This is a genomic window from Enterococcus sp. OL5 (assembly GCF_006491895.1).
GTDB classification, from domain to species: domain Bacteria; phylum Bacillota; class Bacilli; order Lactobacillales; family Enterococcaceae; genus Enterococcus_D; species Enterococcus_D innesii.
Map to the genome: position 1 here is coordinate 200,737 of NZ_VHIL01000004.1, position 13,339 is coordinate 214,075.

Annotated in this window: 11 protein-coding genes; all 11 read left to right on the forward strand. The window is 41.2% G+C overall.

Translation table 11 applies throughout. The features are described from left to right. The first annotated feature begins 37 nt into the window (after positions 1-37). The 11 genes from pflA to FJU10_RS06850 all read left to right on the forward strand — a co-directional run bounded on the left by pflA (position 38) and on the right by FJU10_RS06850 (position 13,143). Positions 38-793, forward strand: coding sequence for a pyruvate formate-lyase-activating protein (gene pflA / locus FJU10_RS06800; RefSeq protein ID WP_140965459.1), 756 nt, complete (start codon positions 38-40; stop codon positions 791-793). Positions 794-887: 94 nt separating this feature from the next. Continuing rightward, entirely contained in the window at positions 888-1,817 is a 930-nt protein-coding gene (locus FJU10_RS06805; protein ID WP_081119140.1) for a manganese-dependent inorganic pyrophosphatase, read from the forward strand. A gap of 88 nt (positions 1,818-1,905) precedes the next feature. After that, positions 1,906-2,715 (forward strand): DUF1803 domain-containing protein, encoded by an 810-nt coding sequence (locus FJU10_RS06810; RefSeq protein ID WP_140965460.1) that lies wholly within the window; start codon positions 1,906-1,908, stop codon positions 2,713-2,715. Between the two features lie 197 nt (positions 2,716-2,912). Continuing rightward, entirely contained in the window at positions 2,913-3,359 is a 447-nt protein-coding gene (locus FJU10_RS06815) for a hypothetical protein (RefSeq protein ID WP_081119138.1), read from the forward strand. A 94-nt stretch (positions 3,360-3,453) separates the two neighbouring features. Next, positions 3,454-3,861 carry a hypothetical protein gene (locus FJU10_RS06820; RefSeq protein ID WP_140965462.1) on the forward strand — a complete coding sequence of 136 codons (408 nt, stop codon included), beginning with the start codon at positions 3,454-3,456 and terminating at the stop codon, positions 3,859-3,861. 203 nt (positions 3,862-4,064) lie between these two features. After that, positions 4,065-5,984, forward strand: a complete 1,920-nt coding sequence (glgB, locus tag FJU10_RS06825) for a 1,4-alpha-glucan branching protein GlgB (RefSeq protein ID WP_140965464.1) — start codon at positions 4,065-4,067, stop codon at positions 5,982-5,984. Between the two features lie 31 nt (positions 5,985-6,015). Continuing rightward, positions 6,016-7,158, forward strand: a complete 1,143-nt coding sequence (locus FJU10_RS06830; protein ID WP_140965552.1) for a glucose-1-phosphate adenylyltransferase — start codon at positions 6,016-6,018, stop codon at positions 7,156-7,158. Then, positions 7,148-8,299, forward strand: a complete 1,152-nt coding sequence (gene glgD / locus FJU10_RS06835) for a glucose-1-phosphate adenylyltransferase subunit GlgD (protein WP_140965466.1) — start codon at positions 7,148-7,150, stop codon at positions 8,297-8,299. The genes FJU10_RS06830 and glgD overlap by 11 nt, the downstream gene beginning before the upstream one ends. Further along, positions 8,296-9,729, forward strand: coding sequence for a glycogen synthase GlgA (gene glgA / locus FJU10_RS06840; RefSeq protein ID WP_140965467.1), 1,434 nt, complete (start codon positions 8,296-8,298; stop codon positions 9,727-9,729). The genes glgD and glgA overlap by 4 nt, the downstream gene beginning before the upstream one ends. 117 nt (positions 9,730-9,846) lie before the next feature. Further along, positions 9,847-12,300 (forward strand): glycogen/starch/alpha-glucan phosphorylase, encoded by a 2,454-nt coding sequence (locus FJU10_RS06845; protein ID WP_140965469.1) that lies wholly within the window; start codon positions 9,847-9,849, stop codon positions 12,298-12,300. Between the two features lie 81 nt (positions 12,301-12,381). Further along, positions 12,382-13,143, forward strand: a complete 762-nt coding sequence (locus FJU10_RS06850) for a hypothetical protein (RefSeq protein ID WP_140965470.1) — start codon at positions 12,382-12,384, stop codon at positions 13,141-13,143. The last annotated feature ends 196 nt before the right edge of the window (positions 13,144-13,339 follow it).

The following is a 13,339-nucleotide window of genomic DNA, read 5'->3' on the forward strand; positions in this document are numbered from 1 at the left end:
CAAGATCATCCGTCGTTTCGAAGAAAGGAAGAGCATTATGGCAGTAACAGGACAAGTACATTCAACAGAAAGTTTTGGATCGGTAGATGGACCGGGTATCCGTTTTATTGTATTCATGCAAGGATGCCGCATGCGTTGCCAGTTTTGTCATAATCCAGATACTTGGAAGATTGGCACGGGTGTCGAACGAACGACCGATGACGTCTTAGAAGAAGCGTTGAAATACCGTGAATTCTGGGGACAAAAAGGTGGGATCACTGTCAGTGGTGGAGAACCGTTACTTCAAATGGATTTTCTGATCGATCTGTTTCGCAAAGCCAAAGCAGAAGGGGTCAGCACAACATTGGATACTTGCGGAAAACCATTTACACGAGAAGAGCCTTTTTTCAGTAAGTTTCAAGAGTTGATGACTGTGACTGATTTACTGTTGTTTGATATCAAACATATCGATAATAAAGCCCATAAAGAGTTAACTACTCAATCCAATGATAACATTTTGGATATGGCGAATTATCTTTCAGAAATCAATCAACCTGTCTGGATTCGCCACGTGCTGGTTCCATTTAGAAGCGACTATGATGAATTTTTGATCCGTTTGGATGAGTTTATCAAAACACTGAATAATGTCGATAAAGTGGAGATCTTGCCTTATCACACGATGGGAAAATACAAGTGGGATGAGCTTGGCTTGAAATATCCCCTTGAAGGCATCGAACCACCAACAGAAGATCGGGTGAAAAATGCCAAACGTTTGCTTCATGTAGACGACTATAAAGGCTACTTGACCCGTTGATTAAACCAGGAAAGAAGAGATTGCTATTGCTTCTTTCCTGTTTTTTTACTATGATTAGAAAGTGAATATCAATTGAAATAGGAGCGATGAAGAAATGTCGAAAATATTAGTGTTCGGTCATCAAAATCCTGATACCGATGCCATTGGTGCAGCGATTGCTTTTGCGAACTTACAAAATCAACTCGGGAAAGACTGTGAAGCAGTAGCGCTTGGTACACCAAATGAAGAAACACAATTTGCACTAGATACCTTTGGTCTGGCTGCTCCTCGTGTGATCGATTCAGTGGCAAAGGAAACCCAAGAAGTAATGCTAGTGGATCATAACGAATTTCAACAAAGTGCAGCAGATATTGCGGATGTTACTGTATTAGCAGTGGTCGATCATCACCGTATCGCTAACTTTGAGACAGCTAACCCACTGTACTATCGTGCAGAACCTGTTGGTTGTACCAGTACGATCGTCTTGAAGTTATACAAAGAAAATCAAGTGGAAATACCAAAAGCAATCGCAGGAATCATGCTTTCAGCGATCATCTCCGATACATTGTTATTCAAATCGCCAACATGTACCGATGAAGATGTAGCGGCAGCAAAAGAATTAGCGGTTTTAGCAGGTGTTGAACTGGAAGCATACGGATTGGACATGTTGAAAGCCGGCACAAACCTTGGGACAAAATCAGCAGCAGAATTGCTGGACTTGGATGCAAAAAGCTTCCCAATGGGCGGGAAAAACATCCGTATCGGGCAAGTCAATACGGTCGATCTAAAAGAAGTCTTTGACCGTCAATCAGAGTTGGAAGCTGCCATGAAAGAATCAATGTCAGCAAATGGCTATGATCTGTTCTTGCTGGTTGCTACTGATATCTTAGACAGTAATTCTGAGCTATTAGTTGTTGGTGAACCAATTGCCCCAGTAGAAGCAGCGTTTAACACGACATTAACCAACAATCGTGCCTTCTTACCAGGAGTTGTTTCTCGTAAAAAACAAATCGTTCCTCAATTAACCGCAGTTTTTGAAGGATAATTTGAATAAATGTCAGAATGCTGGTGAGATCTGTTTTGGTAGATCAAGCCAGCATTTTTCATGATTTTTTGAATAAGGAGTCCACACAGTGAAATTTTTTCATAGTCCCCATTATCGTTCATTACAACCGATAGTGGCATCTTCTGAATTCCATGATTTGGTTCATGTGCTTCTAAGCTGTCAAGAACCGCCGACATTACGAGAGCTAAAAGTGAAGTTTCCGGAGGTGTCATTTGATAAAACTCTTGACCGCTTGATCGCATCAGCTTTGATCATCCGTAAAAATCGACGCTATTTTTTAGGTTTTCCTGTTTATACTGAAGAAGATCAAAAGCAGTTGCAAGAAAGTGACGGTTTTTATCAAGAAGCCCTTGATTGGTCAACACAAGAGATTGCTGATTTTATCAAAAGCTTTACGGTGACAAGTGCTGAAAACAAATATTTTTATGGTTGTTTGCAAGGAGTGGAGCAAGGAGTCGTGTATTCGTTGACTCATGAGACGTTTCAGATGATCACTTACGCAGAAGCGCCATGGCCACCGACACTACCGGCTTTTTTTGAAGCAAATCGCCAGCTACAAAATCTAGCGGTTTATGACGAACTAATGGATTTGATCGGCGATGTCGATCCAGTCTATTACTTAGATCAAGTAAGTGTCATCTTTGAACGTATCCGTAAAAACAAAAAAGTGCGTTCAAGTATTTTTCTAGAATCGCTCCAACGATTGAAAATTGTCAGTTCTGAGCTAGATTTCTTGCTGGAAGAAATAAATTGTGATAATCTGAAAAACGGTCGTTATCCTCCTTCTGAAAAGGATAGTTTCTTGCAACGATTAGTGATTGCTCAATTAGCAATAAGGACAGGTTCATACAACACTTTATTTTTCAATAATATTTGATATTTCTAATAATTGTGTTATTTGTTTAAAATTATATGATTTTTTAAAAGCTGTTAGACATCATTCTAACAGCTTTTTTTAGTTTTCTTTAAAATGATAATTTGATGAATAAAAATTAAAAAACAACAATCGTTTTGTTTGGAGTTTTGATTTCTTGGTGATATGATGATTTCAGAACTTTGAAAGGGGATATAAAAATGGAAGGATATAAAACGGTTGAGTTTGAACAGTTGGAAGGGCATAAAACGAAAGCAGAAATGATTACATTCGTATCGATGACAGAAATAGAAGCTGCTCGGCAAGCAATTACAAATGCGGGGATCGATGAAACACGTTTTTCTGACGGAGATCTCATTCTGGCATTGAAGCAAAAGGAACGATTTGGGGCAAATACAATCGTTTCCGTGGTTATTGATTGGCTAGTGAATCAAAATTACTTAGTGAATCCAGCCCATGCTCTGCGTTACTTGGCAAAGAAAATGGCTGATGGTCCTGTAACGAGTTATAAACTATTAAGTGAGAGTGAGTTTGACTGTGATGGGAATTACTACTTGATTGGTCACACTGGTAAATCATTGGCGGTAAATAAAGCCTATAAAGTGTATACTGACGGGCAAGTAAAAGAGCTTTGGCAAGCAAAATAGTTGAAGATGATTTCGGCTCTAGCGGGGAAAGAAAGTGACTGTAGAAACAGTTGTTTTCAAAAAAGGATCAAATATTGAAGGTTGTGAAAGATGCGTGAAACTAAACATTCGAATCGGCTTAGCTGGCAGTCATCTTCTGATTGGTGCATTCAGCCTGATCGGCGCACTGCTGTCGCTTTACAAAGTACCAACTAGTTTTGGTACGATCCAAGTCTTGTTAGGTGAAATTTATTATACCGATACGGTATTTGACCGATTTACTCAGCTTTTCTTATTGGGGATCATTAGTCTTTATACCGTAGTGACGAGTTTTTATGGGTTTCGATTTTGGTGTTTTTGCTCCGCCTCTTCTGCATTTGGGACACTGTTGGCATATGTTGAATTAACTGAAACACTTCCGATGATGGTTGTTTTTATCCTAGTATTGGTAAGTTTGTTTCAGTTATGTGTAGTCACATACTTCATTTTCCAAAAGCTAAAAAGTAGAGCTGAAACAGGTTGAACAGATACGTTCAAGCTGTTTTTTTCTGTCCAGAACAATTCGTTCGTATCATAGGGTTATTACGTTACTAGAAATTTATTTTATGCTATGCTAGCAGTAGAGAACGTTTGCTTGCGAATCTTTCTCAAAGGGTAAAATCGTGACAGTGATCGATGGTCACAGAATAAGCGATCAAGATGAATTGAAGGAGGACTGATGAGAGAGTGGTTACCAAACAACAGGAACTGACTGCAGAAAAAGACTTTCTGAGTGGTGAAAATTTTTATGTCCAACATTTCTTAGGAGCCCATCAAGTCGATAACGGCTATGTGTTTCGCGTTTGGGCACCAAAGGCTCAACAAGTTTGGCTTGTTGGCGATTTCAACCAATGGACAGACACTTTGCCAATGAATAAAAGGGCAGAATCTGGAGTCTGGGAAATTGAGACCAATCAAGTAAAAGCAGGCCAGCTTTATAAATACAAAGTCAAACAAGCAAATGGACGAGAAGTGTTAAAGATTGACCCTTTTGCTGTCCATTTTGAAGCTCGACCAGGAACAGCGGCAGTCTTGCACAAGATTCCTCCCAAAAAATGGCGGGACGGACTGTGGCAAGGCCGCAAAAAAAGACAGAAAACATTTAACCGACCTCTAAATATTTATGAAGTTCATGCCAGCTCGTGGAAGCACCACGAAGACGGCACCCCTTATCGCTTCTCTGAATTAAAAGATGAACTTATTCCTTATGTGAAAAAAATGGGTTATACCCATATTGAATTTATGCCACTGATGGAACATCCATTAGGTACCTCTTGGGGCTATCAGTTGACAGGTTATTTTGCGCTCAGTTCCTATTATGGGACACCAGAAGAGTTCCAAGACTTTGTAGAGGCATGCCACTTAGAAAATATTGGTGTCTTTGTTGACTGGGTACCTGGACATTTTTGTGTCAATGACGACAGCCTTGCTTATTATGACGGGACACCAACCTTCGAATACATGGACGAGAATCGAGCCGAAAATGTGCGCTGGGGAGCAATCAATTTTGATCTAGGGAAACCGCAAGTCCAAAGCTTTCTGATCTCAAGCGCCTTGTTTTGGATTGAGTTCTATCATATCGATGGGATTCGAGTGGACGCTGTTTCCAACATGATTTACCGCGATTATGACGAAGGACCTTGGGAGCCCAATCATGAAGGCGGCAATCGCAATTTTGAAGGCTATTACTTCTTGCAGAAGCTTAATTCCGTTATTAAATTAGCCCATCCAGCAGTGGTCATGATAGCAGAAGAAAGTACTTCTGAGACCAAAATAACAGGAATGGTCGAAGAGGGCGCGTTAGGATTTGATTATAAATGGAATATGGGCTGGATGAACGATGTCTTGCGTTTTTACGAGATGGATCCGATTTTCCGCAAAGACCATTTAAGTTTGCTTTCTTTTTCTTTTATGTATCGGATGCAAGAAAATTATATTTTGCCTCTCTCGCATGATGAAGTTGTTCATGGTAAAAAAAGTTTGATGCACAAAATGTGGGGAGACCGCTACAAGCAGTTTTCACAATTACGCAATCTTTATACGTACATGATGATGCATCCAGGAAAAAAACTATTGTTTATGGGAAGTGAGTGGGGTCAGTTTTTAGAATGGAAGTACGATCACGGACTTGAATGGGTCGATCTAAACGATTCCCTAAATGCAAAAATGCAGTTCTTCACCCAAACCTTGAATGAATTGTACAAAGAAGAACGAGGTCTTTGGGAGCTAGACGATCAGGAAGAATCGTTGGAAGTGATCGATGCAGATAACTTAGATGAAACGACATTGACTTTCTTGCGACAAGGGAAAACCAAAAAAGATTTCTTGATCGTTGTGGTCAATCTAACACCGGTGGAGCGGCACGATTTTGCGATCGGTGTTCCGTATGAAGGAACATATCGTGAGATTTTAAACACGGAACGGGATATATTTGGCGGAACTTGGATTGCTAATAACCAAGACTGTCAAACCAGTCATACCCCTTTTAAACGATATGATTATCAAATCAAAACAATTTTGCCTGCACTTGGGGCTTTGATCATCAAACCAGAAAAAATCAAAATGACTCGTAAAAAAGGACCAACAAAATCACGAAAAAAAGAGTAAAGGGGGAAAGGTGAGTAGATCACCAAACAAAATGAAAACAGAGATGTTAGCAATGATCCTCGCAGGGGGACAAGGGACTCGATTAGGGAAATTAACAAAGAATATTGCTAAACCAGCGGTTCCATTTGGTGGCAGATATCGGATCATCGATTTCACGTTGAGTAATTGTGTCAATTCAGGAATCAAAAATGTGGGTGTTGTCACTCAGTACCAGCCATTAGCACTAAACAACCATATCGGCAATGGTGCGAGCTGGGGATTGGATGGCATCAGTACCGGAGTGACCATCTTACAGCCATATTCAAATTCAGAAGGCGAAAAATGGTTTGAAGGAACCGCCCATGCCATCTATCAAAACATCGCCTATATCGATGAGATGGACCCGCAATATGTCTTGATTTTATCCGGCGATCATATCTATAAAATGGATTATGAAGAAATGCTGGAAAAACACAAAGAAAATGATGCTTCATTGACGGTTGCAGTTCTCGAAGTTCCGATGAAAGATGCTTCTCGTTTCGGGATCATGAATACTGATAAAAATGACCGCATCATCGAATTTGATGAAAAACCAGCCGAACCAAAAAGCAATCTTGCTTCGATGGGGATCTATATATTTGATTGGAGTCGTCTACGCAGTATGCTATTGAGTAACTACACAAAAGACGGCGAAATGGTCGATTTTGGGAAACATGTCATTCCTTCTTATCTCGAAAGCGGCGACAATGTTTTTGCCTATCGCTTCTCTGGCTATTGGAAAGACGTAGGAACGATCGATTCCTTATGGGAAGCCAACATGGAATTTATTGATCCAGCCATGGAGTTGAATATCCGTGATAAAAGCTGGCAAGTGTTCTCTAAAAATCCAATCGCACCCCCACATTTTGTGACTGAAACCGGTGCTGCAAGAAATTCGCTTGTGATGGATGGCTGCTATGTTGCTGGGGAGATCGAGCACAGCATTTTATCAGAGAATGTGCAAGTGAAAGAAGGCTCGACCATCAAAGACAGTGTGATCATGCCAGGAGCGGTGATCGGCAGAAATGTCAAATTAAACCGAGCGATCGTTGGGGAAAATGCAGTGATTGGTGACGACGCAGAAATCGATGGAACAGACGAAATTGCCGTAGTCGGCTATTCTGAAATTTTAGGGGTGACGATTGATGAGAACTAATAAAATGTGTGCGATTTTAGGGAACCTACAGCGATACCAAGACTTGATGCCATTAACGGAAAATCGTCCGCTATCAACCTTGTTATTTGATTGCAAATATCGCTTGCTAGATTTCAATCTTTCAAGTATCGAAAATGCCAATATCAAACAAGTCTACATGATTTTCAATGAAGGAGAGACCCAGTCGGTCTTCGATCATATCGGTGGCGGAAAAGAGTGGAACTTGGACGGCGTACAAAACCGGTTCTTTATCCACTTATTCCAAGACTCATTGAAAAAGCAAGCCGAAGGGCAAGAGTACTACTATAATGTCATTGACTATCTGGAAAAATCCAAATCGGATCATACTGTATTTATGGGCAGTAAGATCTTATGCAACATTGATTTGCGTGCATTGCTGAAAATTCATCAACTACAAGGCAATGAAATGACTGTGGTGTATAAACGTATCGGCAGTGATCATGTTTCTGAAAGCGACTTGTTGTTTAATGTTGACAGTGAAGGTCACTTAGAAGAAGCGATCCAAGCGAAAAAAGGGGAAGTTGGCTCCTTAGTCAATTTATGTACGGATATTTTTATTATTCAAACGGATCGTCTGATCACGGCTCTTAAAGAAGGCCAAGCGGTTGGCGCAACGGCAGATCTCGGTCAGTTTTTACGAGAAATGATCTCTGTTGAGAATACCGGCCTTTATGAATATACTGGTTATTTAAGTAATATTTACGACATCTCTTCTTATTATCAAACCAACATGGATATGTTAGATGTGCACAAATTCACTTCATTGCTTTATTCGAATCAAAAAATTTATACCAAATTGAAGAATGAAGTACCAACCTATTACTCAGAAACGTCTGAGGTGAAAAACAGCCATTTTGCTTCTGGTTGCATCGTGGAAGGTATGGTCGAACAGTCACTGGTTGCCCGTCGTACGAAAATCCATCCTGAGGCAAAAGTCAAAGGCGCAATCATTTTCGGAAACAACGAAATCAAAGCAGGTGCCGAAGTTTCTTATGCGATCTTAGATAAAAATGTGACCATCGCAGAAGGAGTAAAAGTGCAGGGAACCAAAGATGCGCCGATCGTCATTAAGAAGAATTCTCATGTGACAGAAGATGTTATCGGAGGAGCAAGCGCATGAAGGTTTTGTTTACAGCAGCAGAATGCGCCCCGTTTTTTAAAACAGGCGGATTAGGGGATGTTGCAGGTGCATTGCCAAAAGAGTTGGTCAAAAAAGGCGTCGAAACAGTTGTCGTCTTACCTTACTTTACGAAAATGCCTGCCGAATACCAAGACCAAATGGAGGATTGTTTTTCCTTTGAAGTGGCGGTCGGCTGGCGCAAGCAATATTGTGGGATCAAAAAATTAGTTCTAGGCGCTGTGACCTATTATTTCATAGACAATCTCTATTATTTTGGTCGCGAACGTCTCTATGATTTTTATGATGATGGGGAACGCTTTGCTTTCTTCCAATTAGCCGTGATCGAAATGATGGAACGCATTGAATTTATTCCAGACATCGTTCATGTCAATGATTACCATACGGCGATGATTCCGTTCTTGATCAAAGAAAAATACCACTGGATTCAAGCGTATCAAAACATACGCACCGTTTTGACGATCCATAACATTGGATTTCAAGGGTGGTATAGTCGCGATATATTACCAGATCTTTTTGGGATGGGTACGGAAAGATACGATGATGGAACCTTGCGCTTAAACGATTGCTTGAACTTTATGAAGGCAGGAATCTTGTATGCTGACCGCATCACGACCGTCAGTCCTTCCTATAGCGAAGAAATAAAAACCTCTGAGTTCGGCTGTGGGCTTGAAGTCATTTTACGTATGGAAAGCGGCAAACTCAGCGGTATCTTGAACGGAATTGATTATGAAATGAACGATCCAGAAACCGATCCTCATTTGGACTATCCTTTCAGTGTCGAGGATTTATCAGGGAAAGCCAAAAACAAGCGAGCGCTACAAGAACAGTTTGGCTTGCCAACTCGTAAAGAGGTTCCGTTGATTTCCGTTGTCAGTCGTTTGACCACTCAAAAGGGGTTCCATTTAGTTCTTGAAGAAATGGAAAACCTCTTGCAATTTGATGTTCAGTTCATCTTACTAGGGACTGGCGAACATGATTTTGAAGAAGGCTTTCGCTACTTTGCGCAGAAATATCCTGAAAAATGTGCCGCCGCGATTTCTTTTGACATCGCATTGGCGCAAAAGTTATACGCAGCAGCGGATCTCTTCTTGATGCCTTCCGCCTTTGAACCATGCGGACTGTCGCAGATGATCGCGATGCGTTATGGTACATTACCCGTCGTCCATGAAATCGGTGGCTTGAAAGATACGGTAGATTCTTATAATCCGATCACCAAACAAGGTACCGGCTTTGGCTTTCAAGAGTTTTCACCATTCTACTTGATGAATGCCTTGAAACAAGGAATCGAATTGTACGAATCGGATCAGACAACCTGGAACGCTTTAGTCAAGCAAGCAATGAAAAAAGATTTTAGCTGGAATCAAAGCTCAGATCTTTATGTTGAGTTGTATAATACTATCAAAGTTTGATTGTTTTAAGACAGAAGAATCCTTGTCTGCAACAGAACGGCTAGTTGTATGACTAGCCATTCTAGCGGCAAGAATTCTTCTTTTTTATAAACGGTTAGCATAAAGGAGTGTAACCCTATGACAAAAGAACGATTGCGTGAACTGCTAGAAACCAACGTGCACGAACTGTTTGCGATAGAGATCGATGAAGCATCGCCGCAGGAATTGTTTCAGGCACTAGCCAATGTTGTGAAGCAAATGTATTCAGAAGACTGGCGCCAGACCAGAAAAAATCTCTTGTTGGAGGATCAAAAACAAGCGTATTATTTTTCTATCGAATTTTTACCCGGCAAAATGTTAAAGAGCAATCTGTTGAATATGCAGCTGTTGGAGCAAGCAGAAGCCGTTTTTGAAGAGCTAGGGGTTTCACTTGACGATGTTGCGGAAACAGAAAAAGACATGGCTTTAGGCAACGGGGGACTTGGTCGCTTGGCGTCTTGTTTTATGGATTCATTAGCTTCTTTAGGTTTGCCGGGAAATGGCAATGGGATCCGCTATCGCTACGGATTATTTAAACAAAAATTTATTGACGGTCATCAAGTAGAATTGCCCGATGATTGGTTGCGTTCGGGGAATGTTTGGGAAGTCCGCAAAGAAAGCAAGGCGGTGCCAATTCGTTTCGGCGGACAGGTCTATCTCGTTACCGGAGAGGACGGAAAATTAGCCCCAGTCTATGAAGGTGGCTTTACCTGGCGGGCGGTTCCTTATGATACAGCAATGGTTGGCTATCAAAATCACCATCTCAACACGTTGCGCTTATGGAGTGTTGAGGTCCCTGCAGAAGATGAGGCGCACTATGCCACACTAGAATCGCGCCAAGCGTTGGAAAATCTGACAGCGGTCTTGTATCCCGATGATTCCAATGAGACAGGCAAACGGACCCGGCTGATGCAAGAATACTTTTTTGTGTCTGCAGGGATCCAAAGTATCGTCCGTTATTATAAAAAGTTAAATTTACCTTTGGCCATGATGAGTGAACGAGTTGCGATCCACATCAATGATACGCACCCAGCCCTTTGTGTCCCAGAACTGATGCGCATTTTAGTTGATGAAGAAGGCCTTGCTTGGGAACAAGCGTGGTCGATCACCGTGAAAGTCATGAGTTATACGAACCATACGATTATGGCGGAAGCTTTAGAAAAATGGCCCGTGCGCATGATTGAAGAAGTTTTGCCGAGAATGGATCAGATCATCAAAGAAATTGATCGCCGTTTTGTGGAAACGATGCAAGGGGTCCATCCGCAAGTCTTACTGGAACGGACGCGAATCATTATTGATGATCAAGTCCATATGGCACATCTCGCCATCATCGGCAGCCACAGTGTCAATGGCGTAGCCAAGCTCCATTCTGATTTACTAAAATCAGTGGTACTCCATGACTTTTATCTTATTTATCCTGCCCGTTTCAACAATAAGACCAACGGCATCGCGCAACGGCGTTGGCTTCAGCTAGCCAATCAACCGTTAGCCAAAGTGCTGGATCAGTCCATCGGTACAAGCTGGCGCAATGATCCATTAGACCTGCAACTGCTCAAAAACTATTATAAGGACGAAACCGTTCTGCAACAAATTGCCGACGCAAAAATGAGCAATAAACGAGCGCTGTCTCGTTACATTCAACATACGACTGGTGTCACAGTTGACCCAACAGCAATCTTTGATGTGCAAATCAAACGACTACATGCCTACAAGCGACAATTGTTAAATCTCATGCACATCTTGAAGCTCTACTTTGAGGTCAAAGACGATCCGACTGCAACGTTTTATCCAAGAGTCTTTATCTTTGGCGCTAAAGCAGCACCAAGCTATCACTATGCCAAATCAATCATCAAAGTCATCAATGAAGTGGCGAATCTGATCAATCATGATGAAAGCATCAATGACAAAATCAAAGTTGTCTTTTTAGAAAATTACAACGTTTCTTTGGCAGAAAAAATTATTCCAGCAGCGGATGTCAGTGAACAAATTTCGTTGGCTTCAAAAGAAGCATCGGGAACAAGTAATATGAAATTAATGCTGAATGGGGCAGTAACGATCGCCACTTTAGATGGTGCGAATATTGAGATTCGAGATGCGATCGGTGATGAAAACATTGCGATCTTTGGGCTAACGGAAGAAGAAGTGTATCAGTATTACGCCCAGCGTAATTATTCTGCCTATGCGTATTATGAGTCAGATCCAGTATTACAACGGGTAGTCAATGCCTTTATAGATGGGACGATCCCGAATATCCAAGTAGAAGGTCGCGAGATTTTTGATTCACTTTTGAAATACAATGATGAGTACTTTTTATTAAGAGATTTCCTCGCCTATTGTGATGCACAGCATCGGGTAGATATTGCTTATCAAGATACCCATCGCTGGCAAAAAATCAGTCTAATGAATATTGCGAATGCTGGGAAGTTTTCAGCGGATGAAACGGTGCGAAATTATGCAGCAGATATTTGGCAGATCGATCCATTATTTGCCCATATCAAAGAACCAAATGCGGCAAGCTTGACGGAGTCAGTGCCTCCCTTGGGGAACAGTTGAAGTGACTTCGGTTGAAATGGTGTAGTCTTTCGTGAAATTCTCTTTTATTTGTGGTATGATGAAAAAAATGCATGTAAGAGGATGAGTACAGTGGCAAATTATTTAGATGTGAAACGAAAACACTTCCGTTTTCCTGCTTATGATGATACAGATGGTGTGAAACTGCAATCTGAGCATCGCCCCGCCTTCAGTAAAGCAGATGATTGGATTTTAACAGAAATCAAAGATACCGTGAGTCATTCTCACAAGGAAGAAAATCAATCTTTGCAGCGTAAAGTGCAGTCAAGCCAACGGGATCGCGGACATAATGTGCGTCAAAAAGAAGAACTCGCCAACCACCGTGCCAACTTACCTCAGTATGGAAAACGTCCGGTGAAAGAGCAGATGCCGACAGGAAAAACCAATTTTTTTGGTAAGGATGCTAAGCACTCTTCTTATCAAGTCACAAGCAAACAAGAACGAGCGGAAGTAGCTTCATCACCAAAAAAAGAGTACTCAGGGCGTTCGTATTTTGTTCCTAAATATATCCCAGCTTCAATAATCCCTGATGAACAAAAACCAGAAATTACGTCTAATGACTTGATGGATGCAATGGCAAAAAAACAAGAGAGTTATTTGTTATTTGATAACGAACCAGCAGCCTACCAAGTCAAAGAAGAAAATGATCCGACGGTAAAGAAATTCAATCGCCCCCAATCGGTGGGCATGACTCGCAGTGAGTTTCGCGCTAATAACAAAAAAAATGGCGATAAAAAGCGGTCCGTTCTAGATCGTTCTTTACAAGGAATGATTGAAGACGATCAACGGGAGGATTCAGCAAACGGTTATTTTCGTTCGGAGTAACTTAGCAAACAGAAAATAAATAGCAGGAACCAGAATTGAAAGAAAAAATACGGATGAAACCAGTTAGAAACTTAAATCTAACTGGTTTTTTGAGTAGTCATTGTAACAAATGAATGTATGACAGTCGGAGGTCTGCATCACTCGATGGAGAAACTGGTTTTTGTAGATTATGAAAGGGAGTGAATCGCAAATTGTG